This window comes from Moorena producens PAL-8-15-08-1 (genome assembly GCF_001767235.1).
Taxonomy (GTDB): Bacteria; Cyanobacteriota; Cyanobacteriia; order Cyanobacteriales; family Coleofasciculaceae; genus Moorena; species Moorena producens_A.
Map to the genome: position 1 here is coordinate 5,746,350 of NZ_CP017599.1, position 18,758 is coordinate 5,765,107.

Sequence of the window (18,758 nt, forward strand, 5' to 3'; positions counted from 1 at the left end):
TATAGCCCTGCATCGCTCTTTCCTACTGTTACCTGTTCCCTATTCCCTGTTCCCTATTCCCATCAATCCTAGTTTCACATCTTAAATGAAAATGCTAGATTAGCCATCAATCTCCTAGCATCTGCAACTTGTATAGACTAGCGTACAATCCGTTTTGCTCTAACAATTCCTCATGGCTTCCCGACTCTACTAACTCTCCTCGCTTTAGTACCAGAATCCGGTCTACATTACGGATAGTGGACAGTCGGTGGGCAATAATAATTGCAGTCCGCTGTTCTAACAGCCGTTCCAAAGCTTCTTGAATCAGAGCCTCGGTAGCCACATCTAAACTAGCTGTTGCCTCATCGAGCACCAAGATTTGGGGGTTACGAATTGCAGCACGAGCAAAGGCTAACAATTGTTTTTGGCCAGCAGACAGATTAGTGCCTCGCTCTCTGAGCTGGGTATCGTAGCTTTGGGGCAGTTTTTCGATAAAACTAGCCACGTTAGTCACCTCTGCTGAGGTTTTAATTGCCTCAATGGAGTAGGTTTCTCCTAAAGAAATATTACTCTTAACATCACCAGCAAAAAGAAATCCCTCCTGAAGGATGACCCCGATGTGGCGTCGTAGTTCTGCTTGGGGTAAATCCCGAATATCAATCCCATCTACGAGAATTCGCCCTTGGCTTGGTTCATAGAGGCGGCACAGCAACCGAATAATGGAACTTTTCCCTGCACCGGTCGGACCAACTAAAGCAACTTTTTCCCCTGGATGAATGGTAAAGTGCAAGTCTTTGAGAACATATTCATCTTCCTTGTAAGCAAACCAAACGTGTTCAAAGCAAATCTCTCCGTTTAGGGTTGTTCGCGTAGCGTGACCTTTGGTCAAAGCTTTAAGGTTAGAGGGTTGTTCAGTATAACCATTGCTGAAGGATAAGTTAGAAGAGTGATGGGCTAGATCACCATTCAAGCTGCTTGGAGGCTTTATCGGTAAATCTCCAGATTGTTTCCGGTCTTGTTTGCCTTCCTCAAGCTCTGGAGAACCTACCACCTGCAACCGTCTGACCTGCAACCCTTCGGGGTCACGAATTTCAATGGTTTCATTCATAATGTCACTGATGCGCTCAATGGCAGTGAAACCAGCTTGAAGCATAGTGAATTTTTCTGAAAACCGACGCAAGGGGTCAAATAGCCGCTGAGCATAGAGGATAAAGGCCGACAAATCACCAAAACTCAGGTGATCTTGGAGGATAAAATGACCACCGCTCCACAACACTGCTGCGATCGCTACCAGGGAAATCCACTCTAGGGTTGCTGAAATCGCTGAATCGTTAAAGATGGTTTTGTCTACTTCAGTGACGTATTTTTGGTTAACCGTGCGAAACATCTCGGCATTGTATTGTTCACGGCGAAACAATTGCACAATATTAATGCCAGAGATGTTTTCTTGCAGCATCGCGTTTAGGGAGGAAAGTTCTTCCCTAGATTTGTAGTTAGCTTTGCGATATTGTTTCTGAAAGTAAATAATAATAGCAGTCACTGGCAAGAGCATTACCACTAAGATCGATGCCAGTTGCCATTGCACCAAAAACATGGTAGCAGCAATGACTATCATGGATAGTAAATCACCCACGATGCCAATGGCACCGGTGGAAAAGACATCTCCTAGGGCTTCCACATCGCTAGTGAGCCTGGTAATCAATTTCCCCACTGGTGTGCGGTCAAAAAATCGCACGGCTAGGGAGGTGACGTGCTCAAATAGGTCTTCCCGGATAGCAGCAGTGATTCGTTGACCTATCTTCACCACCACGAATCCCTGAATCCCGACGAACACTAACCGGATTAGTATGGTTAATAGTAGTATAGTGATCAGAATATTGATGCTCTGTGAGACAGAGCGCTCTAATAGGAAAGACCAAGTTCGCTCTTCTTGACGAATTAAAGAGATTACCTGACCGACAATTAAGGGTTGAATGGCACTTGCTACGGACAGGGGTATTAATAAAGTAATTGCAATAAATAGCGGGCCTTTACTGCGACGGGCGTAGGGGACTAGGCGTAGGAAAAGTCTCCAGTCGTTCTCTTGGGTTCGCTGAGGGTGGCCTTCGGTCAATCGCATTTTTGGAGCTGCCTGTTTACCTGGTGATCTGCTGGTCATCTAACACTAGGGGTGTTAATTTGCTGAACAATTTAGTAGAACAAATAAAATTGAGAGTGGTTTTAGCTAACCACGAAGACCCAAAGAACGGGAAGGACGATCGAGGGTTAAACGATAGGAGGATTCTCTCGATTGCTCAATTCTGAGGGTGGGCGATCGCTACTCCAAGCCCACCATACATAGCCACACTTACATTGATAAAACTCTTGCCACTTCCGGCGGTGGTCTTCACCCATCACTGGTGAGGAGCGATTAATCCAAACCTTCTCAGCTTCTAGAACAGATGCTCGACAACTAGGACAACAGAATTCCAAGGCATGGGTGGCTGATTTGGTCCACTGAGGCGGTAAGGGGGCAAAAGCATCCATATATATAGCAATCCTCTGGGGGTCTCGGGGGGTAATAGTTGGCAATAGTTACCTTAATTTGGGATTCTTTATTTCCCTGAGACTATTTTAGGGGTTCTACCATCTAGAAATTGCCCTGAATAGTATATTGTTATAGCTGCTAGCTTGACCCAGTAACTCTGCCATAGAATCTGATCGTGCTAGTTCATGGCTAAATTGCCTAATTGGAAACACAAGGGCCCATGTCTCATCCCTTATATCTCAATGTTATTTCCTTCTGTGGTATTTTTGCCCTATGTTTCATTGCTTGGCTCACTTCAGAGCATCGCCGCCTAATTCCTTGGAAAGTGATCATTTTCGGCATTGGTTTACAACTGGTCATGGGACTGCTAATATTCCTGTTTGCCCCCACCCGCCAATTCATCCTCGGTTTGAATGACGCTCTCAATGCTATCTTGGATGCGTCAGAAGCAGGAGCTAGGTTTATGCTCGGTGGTGGTAATTCTGCCTTTGTTCCTGATCCAGAATTGATGGTTGGTCCTGGTCCAGCGGGACGCTGGATTTACCGAGCAGTGGGAACTCCTTACGTTTCTGTCCCAGGGGATCGCCTCACTCCAGATAATCTGAATTTCGGCTTTATTTTTGCCTTCCGCTCCCTACCCCAGGTGGTTTTCTTTTCCGCCTTGATTGCTCTGTTGTATCGAATGGGTGTGATCCAGCCAGTGGTTCAAGTGTTTGCCAGACTATTCCGGGCAACTATGAGTATTAGTGGTGCTGAATCCCTATCAGGAGCAGCAAATATTTTTGTAGGGATTGAATCAGCGATCGCAGTCAAGCCATTCTTAGCCGATATGACCCGCAGCGAACTGTGTGCTATCCTTACATGCTGCTTTGGTTCGATTGCTTCAACAGTATTGGCTCTCTATAGCAGTTTGTTGCGACCCACTTTCCCCACCATTACTGGTCACTTGATGTCCGCTTCTGTGCTAACTATTCCCGCCTGCTTCGTGATGGCGAAACTGATTGTGCCAGAAACTGATGTGCCCAAAACCTTAGGGAAGGTACCAACAGAGGAAGAAGACCCGAATCAGAAAAAACCTAGCCTCATCGATAGTTTAATTGTGGGAGCATGGGATGGAGTGAGGATGGCGGTGGGAATTGCTGCTGTAGTCATTGCTATCTTAGGCTTAGTGGCACTCGTCAATACTTTTTTTGCTTATTTGGCTAATTTGGCTGCTAGTGACAATCCCCTACTACAGCTCATCGGTAACATCTTTAGTGTGATTACCTTAGATAATATCTTTGGGGTACTATTTTTGCCCTTGACCTTTCTCACTGGTGTTTCCCTAGATTGGCAGGAACTGTGGCAAGCCTCTGTGCTGATCGGTCAACGGTTATTGCAAACCGAGATTCCTTCCTATCTTAGGTTAGCCCAGCTATCAGCCCAGGGATTAATTAGCGATCGCGCTATTTTGATTATCAGCTATGTCCTCTGTGGCTTTGCTCATATTGCATCCTTTGGCATTTTTGTTGGTGGTTTAGCGAGTCTGGTTCCCGAACGTCGTGCTGACATTAGCGCCATTGGCTGGAAAGCTCTCTGGGCAGCAACTTTAGCTACATACATGACTGGGTGTATTGCTGGTGTGTTTGATTTCGGCAACCCAGCAATTTTGGGAAAATAGTCTGAAGTCAGCAAATGTGAAGTCTAAATTATAAATTCTAAATTATAAATTCTAAATTCTACTTGGTGGTGCGTTACGGGGCGAACTATTCCAACGCTGGCTACGAAGTGGAAAATTAGGGCGAGCCCGCCCCTAACGCACCCTACATTCTGAAATGGGAAAAATTGTAATTGATATTTCATAATTTCTCCTGCATAATTCCATGAAACGTAACCAACTTTGGCTGATTGGTCTAACTCTGCTAACTACCCTATTACTAATAATTGGGGGGCGCACCCCAGGGTCTAAACCTGAGCAATTGACTATACCAATACAATCATTACCAGCTCAAGCTCAATTGTCTGCCCTAGCAGCGCCCACTACTGCTGATACCTCAGCCGATACTTTAAGACTTAATCAAGAACCTTATAAAGATCTCACAAAGCGCTTTCAGGTGGGTATACTGGAAGGATATAAGGTTAGTACCATAGGTGGTTTACCCTTAATTGAAGCACCCGATGGTAACTTAGCCTACACGGTGCTTGTAGAACAAAGAGCGACAGATCGTCCATTAAGCAACGCTTCCCTAGCACAGATTGCTATTGAACAGTTTAGGCGGGGTGAAGGATTTCAAACCGGTAATTTTCAGCCAGTACCAGGAGGGGTGTCTCTTCCTTGGAGAGGTAGCTTAACCCTAGGTGGTCAGACTCAGCCAGTCAGTGGAGTGATCTTGGCGCGTCAGCTGGGTAAAAATGTGGTGGTGATGCTAATTTGCACCACAGAATCAGCTCAGGGAGACGTTAAAGATGCGATCACACTTTTGGCTAATACTCTCAAACCTCTTTAAGGTCAATGGTATACTCCTTACGCTTAAGGGAAGCTGGTAATTGTCCATCGTCTATGGTGCATTAATTTTTCTCCACCAAAGCTTCCTATAGTTACCAACTATAGGCAGTTTTATGTGCTTATCACTTCAAGTAACATCGGATTAATTACCTCCTTAGAAGGGGTTATTCCTTGAGGATTTATTAGTTATTAAAAAAATAAACTAACCACTAATCAAGATAGGTTTTCCAAATGATATGTAAATATAAGATGTCTTTTTTTATTGTCAAATAAAACTCCGGCTCTCTTTCCTCGGTTGCTTTTTGCCTCTTCTCTGCCAGGCAATTTCTGCAACAAGTGTGTTTACAATCCATATAAAAACCCTATAACTAGCTTTAACAAAAATTACTGTATAGAGCATCAGAGTCAGTGTGACTTTATTTCTTTTTCAAAAAAGTATCAATAATCCGGATCTATTTAATTAATATTGTATTGATAATTATCCCTGATGATATCTAGATTTTTTTATCTTTTTCTAGGTAATTAATAGGTGATTTTAGCTTTAAATAATCTTCATTGTTTTATTGAATAGTTTATATTTTAGGTACTCAATTAGTAGCATTTATTATATCTTTTTTATTAATATTAATTTTTGATTATAGTAAAGATTTTAAATAGATATTTTATAAGCTAATTATCCCATAATTAATCGGTATTTTTAATACAAAGTAATCTCAAATATTTTCAATTCAAAATGTTTAAAATAATTTAATTAATTTCATGCGCTTATTGATAATTCAGTATGCTGGAGATTACCGTGAAGCCTTTGAACGCTTAGCTAACGGTGGACCTGAAACATACTATGCTCAGAAATATTCTGTAGATGCGGTAGCTGAAATTGGCAAACAAATTGGGGAAGTTGCAACTCTCTGTTGTATGACCGAAAAACCCTACAATCAGCTACTGGAAAAAGGAGTTCGTGCCATTGGTGCAGGGTTTGATGGAAAGATTAATGTTAAAAAGTTAATCCAATTGATTGAAGATTACCATCCCACTCATTTAGTTCTTCGCACACCCATTCGGGACGTTTTTCGTTGGGCAATTAACAATAATGTTCCAACCCTAGCCCTATTTGCTGAATCTATTCCCACCAGAAAGGTGCTTAACAAGTTTCGTAATTATTTACTAAGCCAATTATTAAATAATGATCGAATCCAATGGATTGGTAGTTATGGTATTGATTCCTCCCGAGTACTCCAGGAGATAGGAGTCCAATCTGACAAGATAATTCCTTGGACCTTTATTGTTACTGAAACCCCAGAATCCTTGTCACCAAAAACTCTACCAGCACAGGCTAAGCCCTGGCAACTGTTTTACATTGGGTCAATGATTGAAGCTAAAGGGGTTGGCGATATATTAGAATCTATCGCTAAATTAAAAGCTAATAAGTTTCCAATCAAATTGAAGATAGCTGGTAACGATAAAACAGGTTTCTTTGTCAATAAAGCTAAGCAGCTACACATCGAAGACTGTGTAGAGTTTCTCGGGATAGTACCAAATAAGACCGTAGTCCCTCTGATGAGAGAATCTGATCTGGTATTAGTTCCTAGTCGCCACGAATTTCCAGAGGGTTTCCCACTGGCAATTACTCATGCTCTTTGCGCTCGAACTCCAATCATTGCTTCAGATCACCCGATGTTTATCAATAAACTAAAAGATGGCATCAGTGCGAAAATTTTCGAAGCTGGCAACTCTGTTGCTTTAGCAGAATCTATTCAAAAGCTGCTTTCAGATTCAGATCTTTACCATAATCTGTCTATAGCCTCTTACGAAACCTGGAAGAGTTTGCAGCTTCCAGTAAAATTTGCTGACCTAATTCAGCGATGGCTACATGACTCACCAGAAAATGAACAGTGGTTAATTGATCATCGCTTAAGTTCAGGGCGCTACAACTCAACATCTCCCTAATAATTTTTCATAATAATTATGATTAGGAAAAATAATAAGCCAGATAAAGAATTCCTAATCTATAGGATTTAAGGTGCATTTTAAAAATTGTTCGGATTAATACCAAGTAGAAACTAATCATTACTAACTAACAATGGAAGTTACTTTGTCAAAAATACCGTTTAACCGCCCTGTTACTGTTGGAACGGAATTTGACTATATCCAACAGACCATCAAGAACATGGATCTTTCCGGTGATGGTGCTATTACCAAACAATGTCATGCTCTACTCGAAGAAATATTGTCAGTGCCGAAGGTTCTGCTAACCACTTCCTGCACCCATGCTCTGGAAATGGCGGCAGTACTATTAAATATCCAACCAGGGGATGAAGTCATTGTTCCCTCCTTCACCTTTGTCTCTACCATTAATGCCTTCGTCTTACGAGGTGCTCAACCTGTCTTTATCGACATCCGCCCGGATACCCTCAATTTAAACGAAGAGAAATTAGAATCACTGATTACCCCCCGCACCAAAGCCATTGTCCCTGTACATTACGCCGGTGTCGCGTGCGAGATGGATACTATTTTGGAGATTGCTGGGCGCTATGGTATACCAGTTGTTGAGGACAATGCTCATGGGCTATTTGCTAAGTACAAAGGCAAGTATCTAGGTACATTTGGTTGTTTAGCTACCCAGAGTTTTCACGAGACTAAAAACTTTACTTGTGGAGAAGGTGGCGCACTGCTGATCAACGACCCCCAGTATATCGAACGTGCTGAGATTATCCGCGAGAAAGGCACTAATCGCACTCGCTTCTATCGCGGTCAAATTGATAAGTACACCTGGGTAGATATTGGTTCAAGTTATCTCCCCTCAGGCATACTCGCAGCTTTCTTGTATGCTCAACTAAAAAGTCGCCAACAGATTCAGAGCAAGCGACAGCAAATTTGGGAGTACTACTACGAAAATCTCAAGGATTGGGCACCGGAGTACGGTATCCGCTTGCCAATTGTGCCAGAGTACTGTGACCAGGCATACCATATGTTCTACATACTCTTACCGTCCCTAGAGAAGCGCCAAGCCTTGATTGCTCACTTGAAAGCTCAAGGCATCTACAGCGTTTTTCACTATCTGCCATTGCACTTGTCTGATATGGGACGAGAGTTTGGGGGCAAAGAAGGAGACTGCTTGGTGACTGAGGATGTAAGCGATCGCTTACTTCGTCTGCCCTTTTACAACGATATGACTGAGGCTGACCAAGCAAGGGTTGTGGCATCAATCAAGAAATTTTTCTGAACTCTAGCAGAACTCTAAGACATACATAACTGAGGTAAAACTCGGTAACAAACACTATAAATAGTAGGGTCCAGAGTGAGACCCTACAAGTATACTTCCTGCCTAAGTCCTGAAATAAATAGATAGGCAAAAGCGTTGCGTCAGTCAAATAATGAATAGCAGTAGAGTGGGCATCCTGCCCGCCCGAAAATAAGCATGAAACTGGCAAGATGCCAGTAAATAAGCATGAAACTGGCAAGATGCCAGTGTCTTGATGCAGTCGCTCATGGGGGAAACCCCCAAGACCGCGCTGCATCGCTTCCACGCAAGATGCCAGTGTCTTGATGCAGTCGCTCATGGGGGAAACCCCCAAGACCGCGCTGCATCGCTTCCACGGCAAGATGCCTATTCCACAGGTGCGACCCAAGGCCGCGAGCAATCCCTCGCGGCCTTGGAGGCGCGCACCTAAACACTCTTAAAATCATTCCATTATTAAGCAACGCCTAGGCCAAAATCAGCCCAGCTATCTAAATCTATAAATCCAATACTCAAGCGTTCGCGAACGCTTACTTTGTCTTACCTTTGGTCAAGATTAATCAAGCAATTAACTAGGGTATTTCTAATACTTAGTATCACAAAAAATAATTATAGGAGTAGTCAATGAGCCTATCAATTACTAAAACCTATCTCGCTAATTATGAAGAATGGGATGAAATTTGGCAACAATGCAATTATTCAACTTATTTTCATTCAAGAGAATGGGCGGAAATCTGGAATACCTATACTCAAGGAGAAATTCACCCAAATCCTCTAATCATCCTATTCTCAGATCAAAAAAAAGCTTTAATTCCCCTTTCATATAAACTTGGAAATCAGAAATTTATCAAGAAATACTCATCTTCACCAGACGGAACCTTTGGAGGATGGATTTCTGCCGACCAACTTACCATTGACCATGCCATTTTAATCGTTAAATTTCTAGATACAAATTTTTGGGGTAAATTAAGTTGGCGAGTAAATCCTTACAATGAACTAGCTAGTCAAGCTGTAGCCCTAAGTTGTGTCAGTGAACAAGAGGAGGATACAACTCACGCCATTAACTTAGACGTGGGTTTTGAGACAATTTCCAAAACTTGGAAAAAGGGCGGTAATTCTATGGCTCGAAAAGTCCGAAAAGCCATCAAGGAAGGAGTTTCAGTAACTACAGCATCTACCCTAGATCAATGGTGGGAATATTATCAAGTTTATCAAGATTCATTACGACGATGGGGAGATAATAGTCTTGGTAGCTATAGTTGGGAACTTTTTAAAACAATTTTTCAACGTAATTCACCTAACGTTAAGCTTTGGGTAGCCCACTATCAAGACCAAATTATCAGCGGAGCACTATGCTTCTACGCCAAAAAACATGTGGTGTATTGGCATGGCTCATCCTTAGAAAAATACTTGAATCTAAGACCAGTTAACTTAGTTATGCATGAAATTGTCAAAGATTCTTGTGAACAAGGATATTCTTGGTTTGATTTTAATCCTAGTGGTGGATTGCCAGGAGTTATAGCATTTAAGAAAAGTTTTGGAGCCGAGCCTCTTGACTGTTATATGATCTATGTTGATCATAAGTTGAGGCGTATGGTTAAACCCCTAAAACCTTTAAAGAAAATCATAATGCCGTATTACCCTAAAGCTAACTAGGCCAAATGGTTTAGTTTTTATATCTAAAAACCATGACATTAACCAGCAAAATCCTGGAAAATTAATAAATTATCATTTATTTTAATAATAGTCATGGTTCAACATCCAATCATCACTTAATCCTGAGCTATAATTGAAGCGGTACATTTGATGGCAAGATTCAACCTTTGTAACACCGATGAATCAGCAGTTGAGAGTTGGGTTTTTCTCTTTTCAGAACTATTTAGACAAAAATACTTTTTCTGGCATACTTTATTATATGCATAAGTCTCTGGCATCAAGAGACCTTGAGTTGATTAATCTCGGCAATCCGAAAGAAATATCGAATAATAAATCCTATTGGAATAAGCTAGTAAAGCGTATAAAATTAAGGAATTTATTTTTAGGAAAGTCTCACGCTCACAATCAAGAGCTCAAACGCTTCATAGTTACAGTTCAAAAACAGTTAACCGAAACTCCATGTGATCTACTGTTTTGTCCGGTTGCTTCAGGAGAATTAAGTTTTCTTGAAACTAAGATTCCTATTCTTTTTTTATCCGATGCTACTCCGAAATTGATCAACAATGAGTACTATAAAAGTTACGAAACCTTAGAAGAATTTTACCTAGCTGAAAAACATGAAACTTCTGCACTATCAAAATCAACTAAAGTAGTTTATTCTTCAGAATGGGCGGCCAAATCTGCCATTAATGACTATCAGGCAGAGCCAGAAAAAGTTAAAGTGATTCCCTTTGGAGCTAATTTAGATAATATCCCCTCAATAGATCAACTATTTTATAAATCTAAGGCTTCCCGTTGCCGTTTATTGTTTATTGGTAAAGATTGGCAGAGAAAAGGTGGAAATATTGCCTTTCAAACTTTGAAATCTCTGCTGAGTATGGGAATTGACGCTGAGCTAGTTATGGTTGGTTGTATACCACCGGAAGAAATTAAGCATGAGCGGCTAAAGGTCATTCCTTTTTTGAATAAAAATATTCCTGAGGAACGAGAGGAACTTAATCAATTATTTTTGCAATCCCATTTTTTTATATTTCCCACTCGTGCTGATTGTTCACCAATTGTGATTTGTGAGGCTAATGCATTTGGTCTCCCTGTAATCACAACTGATGTCGGAGGAATCTCGACAATTATTAAAAACGGTAAAAATGGTTATATGTTACCGTTATCTGCCTCAAGTGATCAGTATGCTAGTTTGATAGCAAAGAACTTTGGTGATCGGGCAGCCTATGAACAGTTAGTCAAGTCTTCTCGAGAACAATACGATCAGTGTCTCAATTGGGATAAATGGGCAGAAGCTATACATGGTGTGATGATCAGCATGTTGAATTGAAATCAACCCCTGGTCAATCGGATTATATATAGCAATCCGTGTCGGAGTTGTGAGATTTGGAAGAAAGTGAAGAGGGGAAAGAGGGGAAAAATCTACTCATCCCCTCTTTCTTTTATGCCTAATTTATAATTTAGAAAGACTTAACTATGAGGCCAAGCTTTGTGACCACGCTTTAAGCCGGTAGGCATAGGGTGCATCTCCTAAAAGTTGTTTGACCCAGCAGTGGTGCTTCAGGGCAGCAACCTAACCCTGGCGCTTGAGCGAAACATGAACGCTGCCCTGAAGCACCACTAGCAACATTGTCAAATATGAGATCCACCGGTAAGCATATCAACCGTTTACAAGCTCTTTTGCTAGCAATGGTAGTGGGTTACCGTCAAAGTATTCAGGAATTGGTGCACCCATCAATTGCAAAATTGTGGGGGCAAGATCAAGAGCATGACCCCTTCCCAAATCAACACCGGACGCAATACCTGGACCATTAGCGATGATAAATCCCTCAGAGCGATGGCTGCCAGCACGATAATGGGGTACAGGACCAATACGTCCGACATCAGGACTTTCAACCACATCTGTGGCATACTCATCTTGCCAGACAATTACTAAGTCAGGATCAGACAGCTTAGGATTTCGATCACTGGCCGACTTCCGTGTCTTGATGATGTCCTTGATCATCGGTACACCTTTCCGGGCATCTTTAAGAGCGTAAAGCTTTTGGATCAGTTCATCACACAAGGCATCATACTCCGATGGGGGTACCAATCCTTGTGGTTCTCGTCCCTGAAGATTGATGCGGATATATCCTTCTGCAAAGCTTGGTAGGGCAAACGCTTTCATCTTGGGCCAGAGCGGCATATACCAAGAAGCTGGTTGGTAAGGTACTACATCGGTTTCCTTAGTGAGCCTGAATGGGGAGATCAGATCTGTTTCTTTAGAAGAATCTAACCATGGCTCGATTAGTTCGAAAAGCTTGGTGGGAGTTTCTCGTCTCAAAAACCGTCTAATTGGATTAGGGTCATACTTAGTACCCCACAGATGTCGCTCCCAATAGTTCCATTTCATTTTGGTCATGATTGGTTCCAGGGGTGTTCCCAACTCACCCCCATTAGCGAGGGCAAATTTGCCTGGGAAACTATGGCGATATAAAAACTCAGCCAGGAAGGTGGTGCTGGGCACATCCATGGTGTTAGGACCCATGCCATGAGCGGAGAAAATGACGACATGAGCATCCTTTGGTGCTTTGGCTAAAATCTTGCCGATTGCCCGATCAATGGCTTGAAAGCCTTCGAGCATGGGATCACCTGAAACACGGGGACTCAAATCCTCATAGAGAGGATGCTCCGGTTGACTCAACTGCCAGAAATTGTGACCCAGTGCATGGGCTTCGCCAAACACTGTTAAAAACAAGTCCCAAGACTCTTGTTGCAAGAGATCTTGACAAATAGTAGCGCGACGGGCAATCCCTGTCTCGAGAATTTTCTGAAGTCGGAGTGTTGCCTTTAAATCGAGACACACTGAATAGTCGTTATGGAGCCCTGGGTGTTCTCCATGTTTGTCAACCAGTTCTTGGAACAGTGAAGTTGGTAAAGACCCGCTATCTACTTGAGGAGAATGGGCTCCCCAAGCTAAAACTTGGAGACCATTTACCTTGTCAGAGAGCCGAGCTTGAGGCATGTCAAAGACGGCCACTCGATAATCTTCACCCAGGGCATAAAATGGAGAATACTCATTATAGTCATAAGCTGCCTTGGTGTAGAAATCATAGGTACCTTCTCGAAATCCTAAGAAAGACCAGAACCCAGTTTTTTCAGGTGAGCAACCAGTCAAAAATGTTGTCCAAGGCGTTTCTGCACTAAACGCTTCAAAGTTTTTCAGGCGTCCATAGGTTCCCTGGTCCCGCAGACGACGCATAGTCTGGAGATGTCCCTGAGACATCCATTTCTCAATCACAGACGGCTCAGCTGCATCTAGTCCAATGGCAATAACAGGCTTTTTCATTTCTCTGAAACTAAATGTTAATACTGGAGATACAACCTGCAACTTAACCAGGGGCATTTGTGAATCTTGGCAAGTCTTAGAGTGGCATTAAACTCGATTTGGTCTATCTTATACAACAGCTAAGGTTTACCGGTATACCCCTACTTTTATTTTTACCTATGGATTGACCAAAATCCTGATGGTTATATAAATTTATGAACAAGATTAACTGAAAGTTATATATGATAAACTTTTGAGAAAAAATTTTTTATAAACAATCCGGATAACTGGATTTTTTCCAGTATATATTAGTGTTGATAATTACCAGCCATGTAAGCCGTAAGCTAATGCGCACTTATCACAGGCTAGAAGCCTGTGCCACGCACGCTACTTGAGGTGCAGTCAGCTTACCAATAAACATCCCATTATCAAGTCAGTTTTTTTTATAGCCCTGATAGTTAAAATTTGTGTACAGTATAGGTTCCAAAAAAAAATTAAAGTTTATATTATTTTTTCTTAGTTTTTGCCTCAGTTTAGTCATTGCGTTTAATCCAACATATTCTGAAAATTTTTATAAAAACCTTACTAGTTATTTAAGTGATTCAACCTTGCCCAACTATCCGGTTAAAACTAGTAACTTAGGAACTAACCTTAATGGAATTGCTGATTGGTCAACTGAACTTCCTTTCTTAGATGCCTTCAAATCCTCGAGACCATGGATTACTCAATGTGTTTCTGGAGAAACAGGCTGTAGTGGTTCGTGGGATACTGAGGAATACGATAAACTGGATTTAGACGAACAGGGCTGGGTTAAGTCTTTACCTGCTCCAGAAGCTCCTCCTGAATATACTCGTGTGGCTACACTACTTTTTACAGGGATGAAAAATTATCCAGCTGGAAAGTATGTGGTTTTATACGATGGAGAAGGCACTATAGAATACAAGTTTGATGCTACTAAAGATGAGGTAGCGTCAAGGCCAGGAAGAGATGTAATTAATGTAACACCATCCGGGGCTAGTATCTATTTAATAATTACCTCTACGGATCCTAATCAAACGGGTAATTATATTCGCAACATTCGTGTTGTTCAAGCTAAGTATGAAGATACTTACGAGTCTGAACTATTTAATCCTGAATTCATCAATAAAATTAAAAAATTTAAAGCCATCCGTTTTATGGACTGGATGGAAACCAATCATTCTAAGCAAGGGGAATGGTCAAATAGACCAAAAGTAGATGATGCCTCCTACGCTTACGGTAAAGGTGTACCTGTAGAAATCATGGTTAAACTGGCCAATCGAATTGGTGCTGATCCATGGTTTAATATGCCCCATCAAGCTACAGATGAGTATATAACTAATTTTGCCCAAATAGTTAAAGATACCTTAGATCAAAATCTAAGAGTTTATGTGGAACTGTCTAATGAAGTGTGGAATTGGCAATTCCAACAAGCTAACTATGCCTTAGCTCAAGGTCAAGCTAGGTGGGGCAAGGATAAAGGAGATGCATACATGCAATGGTATGGCATGCGTACTGCTCAAATGTCTGATATTTGGAAAAAGGTATTTGGTAGTGACAGCAATAACGTTGTGTCTGTTATGGCTACCCATACCGTATGGCTTGGTTTGGAAAATGCTGCTTTGGATTGTCCTCTGTGGGTAGCAGAGGGTAATGCTCCTTGTTATCAACATAGTATTGATGCTTTTGCGATCGCGGGATATTTTAATGGCAGCTTAAACGCGGAAGAAAACGAAAGCACCATAGAATCTTGGTTGAATGAACCCGATGGCGGAGTGTCAAAAGCGTTTAAGCAGATCAAATCCGGGGGTTTACTTCCCACAGAAGAAGACTATGAGAGTTTAAGTGATATTGATGAAATTTTTAACTATCATCAACAAGTAGCAGCTAAGAGAAAACTACAGTTAGTGGTTTACGAAGGTGGTCAACATCTTGTCAAGTCCGATAATAAAAAACTAACTGAGTTTTTCATTGAGCTTAATAGAGATCCAGAAATGTACAAAATTTATACACAACTCCTGAATGAATGGAAGAATCAGAACGGTGGCTTATTTATGCACTTTTCTGATATCAAGAAGCCGACTAAATGGGGGAGCTGGGGTGCTTTAGAACATGTATACCAAAAGAGTTCACCCAAGTATGATGCTCTCATAGACTTTATCGATCAAAATTCCTGATTCTGTAAACTTCCCTAGAAAGCTGTACAAGGGTGAATCTGCTACAGTTTAATCTGGCTAAAATCTTTCACCAACAACGATAGCGTTAGGGAAACATAAGCATTCAGCTATCAGCTATCAGCTATCAGCTATCAGCTATCAGCTATCAGCTAAAAACTTATGGCCACACTACTGTTCGCGCAGCGTGCGCGTAGCGCAATCGGTGTTTTTGAATAAAATAAGCTGACGGCTGACCGCTGACCGTTGAACGCGCACGCACCTCAAGTAGCGCATATGCTTACAGGGAAACAGCGTTTCAGTGCTACCTCTGCGTTTCAATTCCTTGCCTCGTCCAAGAAAAGAGCTAAATTCTCAAAGCAGTTAAACGATGAACACTCTCTCAGCTGTAGAATACAAACCCCAAGGTGTGAAGCAAATTGGATTAGTTGTGATTGGACGCAATGAAGGTGAACGCCTACGTCAGTGTCTACTGTCTGTAATTAAGAACGCCGCTCGTGTGGTTTATGTCGATTCTGGCTCCACAGATAACAGTGTGGAAATCGCTCATTCTTTAGGGGTAGAGGTGATTGGACTCGACCTATCTAAACCGTTTACTGCAGCTCGTGCTAGGAATGCGGGATATATCTATCTCAAACATTTAGAGCCAAATCTTAAGTTTGTCCAATTCGTGGATGGGGATTGTGAGGTAGTAGGGGGATGGCTCGACTATGCTCAAGGGGAACTGGAAGCCAACCCTAATGTCGCTGTAGTCTGTGGTCGCCGACGAGAGCGTTTCCCTGAAAAATCTATATATAACCGATTGTGCGACATGGAGTGGGATACACCAGTGGGTGAAGCTTCCGCTTGTGGTGGTGATGCAATGATGCGCACAGAAGCTTTTGAACAAGTCGGAGGGTTTAATTCTAGCCTAATTGCTGGTGAAGAACCGGAACTGTGCTTGCGGCTGCGCCAGAGGGGTTGGAAGATTTTGCGCCTAGATGCTGAAATGACTTGGCATGATGCCCAAATGACTCGTTTTAGTCAGTGCTGGAAGCGGTTCTTGAGAGCAGGTCATGCTTACGCTGAGGGAGCCTGGTTACACGGTCACACTCCAGAACGCCATTGGGTGAAAGAAAGCCGGAGCATTTGGTTCTGGGGGTTACTCTTACCCCTGTTAGTATTTGCGATCGCATGGCTCACCCATGGCTTGAGCTTATTGCTGTTACTGGGTTATCCTCTGATGACTTACCGGATCTATCGTCATAAGTCCCAGACAGGTTTGAGCTCAACAGATGCTTTACTTTATAGTCTCTCTTGCATGATCGGCAAGTTTCCTCAAGTCCAAGGTCAGATTCAATTTCACCTAAATCGATTGCTAGGACAGCGTAGTAATTTGGTTGAGTACAAAACTGTACTTAATAGTAACAGTTAGATAGCGTTTGTATTTGAGTTGTGAACAAAGGATTGATAGAAAAAGGGAACAGGGAATCGGGAATCGGGAATCGGGAATCGGGAACATTATAAAACAGATATGATGAGATTTTAAAACATCTATAAACTTGATAGTTATTTAATTTGGAGATTTAATCTATCCACTTTTATCTAAAATTCTATAATTTATAAATGGTTAAAACCCCAAAAATAACGAGTATTTAGTGGATGTAATATACAGCGTTTTTCATAAGTATGAGATAAACCGGATTTTTTCAATCTTGCCTATTCCCGATTCCCGATTCCCGATTCCCTGTTCCCTCAAAAAATAACTTAGTTTAAGCTTTAAGGATTTTCAATTGTGTTAGCTAATCAGCCATTAATCTCATTGATTGATATTCCATTCTTGGTAATAGCATTTGCCCTGATCGTTCCAATTACAGTTCTTTTTCTTGAATGTAGTGCAGCAATTTTGCCTAAGGCATCTGAGCCATGGTGGGATGCTAGCAAACCCCGACCAACGGTGGCTGTTTTAGTTCCAGCTCACAATGAAGCCTCTGATATCAGTGCCACCCTGGAAACATTACTACCTCAGCTTACAGAGGAAGACCAACTAATAGTCATTGCTGATAATTGCACTGATGACACGGCAGCAGTGGCTCGGAAATCTGGCGCTATTGTAATTGAACGACAGGATCATGAGCGTAGAGGTAAGGGATATGCCTTAGACTTCGGTATGGGCTTTATTGAGCCTAATCCACCGGATGTCGTGGTGGTGGTTGATGCAGACTGTATGGTTGCTGAAGGAACAATTTCACGGATTTCCCGCCTTGCGATCGCTACACAACGACCGGTTCAGTCAACTTACTTAATGACACAACCAGACAAACCGGTAGTAAAGGATTTGATCTCTACCCTGGCGGTGAAATTCAAAAATACAGTCCGTCCGAGTGGGTTACATCGACTGGGCTTACCTTGTTTGTTAACAGGTTCAGGAATGGCGTTCCCCTGGTCAGTGATTAGCAAAATCTGTTTGGCTGGCAGTAAAACAGTTGATGATATGCAGTTGGCTTTGGATTTAGCGATCACTGGACATTCCCCAATATATTGCCAACAAGCAGGAGTCACAGGTCGTCTGATGAAAGACGCTTCAGCAAAAAGTCAAAGGTCACGCTGGGAGCATGGTCATATCGAGACTTTGCTCAACCAAGTTCCTAAGTTGCTCAAAGAGTCTCTTCGTCAAAGACGTTTCGACCTATTAGCGATCGCATTAGACTTATGTGTGCCACCATTGTCCCTATTGGTTCTAATTTGGGTGGCTGCTACAGGGGGATCTTTACTCGGGGTAGCCTTAGGAGGATCATGGATAAGTACTATTGTCTTACTCATAGAAGGGGTGCTGCTGTTAATTGCGATTGTTGAAGGTTGGGCTAAATTTTGCCGAGCAGACTTTCCGATCCTGATGCTCTTAGCTGTCCCAATTTACATTCTGTGGAAAATTCCTCTCTATCTGGCTTTTCTGGTGGAACCTCAGACCAAGTGGATTCGCACAGAACGAGATGCAGTCGATACCCCATCATCGTAATCAACTGATTCTACTAGGAGAGATCATTATCTGGTCTCTTCTTTAGCCTAGGTATAGGATTCTTAAGTAATTGTTTGAGAGTCAGGGTTAATTAAATTTTTAATATCATAATTTAGCCCACGGAAGTATCCTTGGGCTTACCTATTTTGGAGATAACTATTTGATAGTTTGCCCATAAATACTATAAAATATAGTAGGATCATAAGTGTATAATTAACTAAAATTAAACTGGTGGATATTACCAAGTATTTACAGTCGGACTACAGATCGATATGAGGAGATGGTAAGATTAAAGTTATCTGTAGCCGTAATTCAAATAATTGGTATCAAATTGATTTACATTTATTAATATTAATCAAGTTTTACATGACCAAAG

The 18,758-nt window shown here is 41.8% G+C and carries 14 protein-coding genes; 10 read left to right on the forward strand and 4 right to left on the reverse strand.

Annotated elements, in window-relative coordinates:
• Positions 1–106: 106 nt before the first annotated feature.
• A complete protein-coding gene (locus tag BJP34_RS21040) occupies positions 107–2,137 on the reverse strand; it encodes an ABC transporter ATP-binding protein (RefSeq protein WP_070394030.1) in 2,031 nt (676 codons plus the stop codon).
• A 107-nt stretch (positions 2,138–2,244) separates the two neighbouring features.
• Positions 2,245–2,505: a hypothetical protein gene (locus BJP34_RS21045; RefSeq protein WP_070394031.1), complete on the reverse strand. Its 261-nt coding sequence runs from the start codon at positions 2,503–2,505 to the stop codon at positions 2,245–2,247.
• A gap of 221 nt (positions 2,506–2,726) precedes the next feature.
• Here BJP34_RS21045 and BJP34_RS21050 point away from each other — a divergent pair, with 221 nt between their 5' ends.
• From BJP34_RS21050 to rffA, 4 genes are all read left to right on the forward strand, one after another.
• A complete protein-coding gene (locus tag BJP34_RS21050) occupies positions 2,727–4,166 on the forward strand; it encodes a NupC/NupG family nucleoside CNT transporter (protein ID WP_070394032.1) in 1,440 nt (479 codons plus the stop codon).
• 202 nt (positions 4,167–4,368) lie between these two features.
• Positions 4,369–4,992 carry a hypothetical protein gene (locus tag BJP34_RS21055; protein ID WP_070394033.1) on the forward strand — a complete coding sequence of 208 codons (624 nt, stop codon included), beginning with the start codon at positions 4,369–4,371 and terminating at the stop codon, positions 4,990–4,992.
• Positions 4,993–5,750: 758 nt separating this feature from the next.
• The gene (locus tag BJP34_RS21060; RefSeq protein ID WP_070394034.1) at positions 5,751–6,938 is read left to right on the forward strand and encodes a glycosyltransferase; all 1,188 of its coding nucleotides are present in this window, start codon (positions 5,751–5,753) and stop codon (positions 6,936–6,938) included.
• Positions 6,939–7,071: 133 nt separating this feature from the next.
• Positions 7,072–8,214, forward strand: coding sequence for a dTDP-4-amino-4,6-dideoxygalactose transaminase (rffA, locus tag BJP34_RS21065; protein ID WP_070394035.1), 1,143 nt, complete (start codon positions 7,072–7,074; stop codon positions 8,212–8,214).
• A 144-nt stretch (positions 8,215–8,358) separates the two neighbouring features.
• On the opposite strand, the gene BJP34_RS49215 is transcribed toward rffA, so the two are convergent.
• Positions 8,359–8,481: a hypothetical protein gene (locus BJP34_RS49215; RefSeq protein ID WP_267876332.1), complete on the reverse strand. Its 123-nt coding sequence runs from the start codon at positions 8,479–8,481 to the stop codon at positions 8,359–8,361.
• Here BJP34_RS49215 and BJP34_RS43945 point away from each other — a divergent pair.
• From BJP34_RS43945 to BJP34_RS21075, 3 genes are all read left to right on the forward strand, one after another.
• Entirely contained in the window at positions 8,468–8,662 is a 195-nt protein-coding gene (locus tag BJP34_RS43945; RefSeq protein WP_158517356.1) for a hypothetical protein, read from the forward strand. The genes BJP34_RS49215 and BJP34_RS43945 overlap by 14 nt on opposite strands.
• 191 nt (positions 8,663–8,853) lie before the next feature.
• Entirely contained in the window at positions 8,854–9,885 is a 1,032-nt protein-coding gene (locus tag BJP34_RS21070) for a GNAT family N-acetyltransferase (RefSeq protein WP_070394036.1), read from the forward strand.
• 178 nt (positions 9,886–10,063) lie between these two features.
• Positions 10,064–11,215: a glycosyltransferase family 4 protein gene (locus BJP34_RS21075; protein ID WP_070394037.1), complete on the forward strand. Its 1,152-nt coding sequence runs from the start codon at positions 10,064–10,066 to the stop codon at positions 11,213–11,215.
• A gap of 330 nt (positions 11,216–11,545) precedes the next feature.
• Here the strand turns inward: BJP34_RS21075 and BJP34_RS21080 are convergent, their stop codons facing one another.
• A complete protein-coding gene (locus BJP34_RS21080; RefSeq protein ID WP_070396799.1) occupies positions 11,546–13,213 on the reverse strand; it encodes an alkaline phosphatase family protein in 1,668 nt (555 codons plus the stop codon).
• Between the two features lie 587 nt (positions 13,214–13,800).
• Between BJP34_RS21080 and BJP34_RS21085 the strand changes: the two genes are divergently transcribed.
• The 3 genes from BJP34_RS21085 to BJP34_RS21095 all read left to right on the forward strand — a co-directional run bounded on the left by BJP34_RS21085 (position 13,801) and on the right by BJP34_RS21095 (position 18,382).
• Positions 13,801–15,387, forward strand: coding sequence for a cellulose-binding protein (locus tag BJP34_RS21085; RefSeq protein ID WP_229423953.1), 1,587 nt, complete (start codon positions 13,801–13,803; stop codon positions 15,385–15,387).
• Between the two features lie 367 nt (positions 15,388–15,754).
• Positions 15,755–16,798 (forward strand): glycosyltransferase family 2 protein, encoded by a 1,044-nt coding sequence (locus BJP34_RS21090; RefSeq protein WP_229423954.1) that lies wholly within the window; start codon positions 15,755–15,757, stop codon positions 16,796–16,798.
• A gap of 360 nt (positions 16,799–17,158) precedes the next feature.
• Positions 17,159–18,382 carry a glycosyltransferase family 2 protein gene (locus tag BJP34_RS21095; protein WP_070394038.1) on the forward strand — a complete coding sequence of 408 codons (1,224 nt, stop codon included), beginning with the start codon at positions 17,159–17,161 and terminating at the stop codon, positions 18,380–18,382.
• The last annotated feature ends 376 nt before the right edge of the window (positions 18,383–18,758 follow it).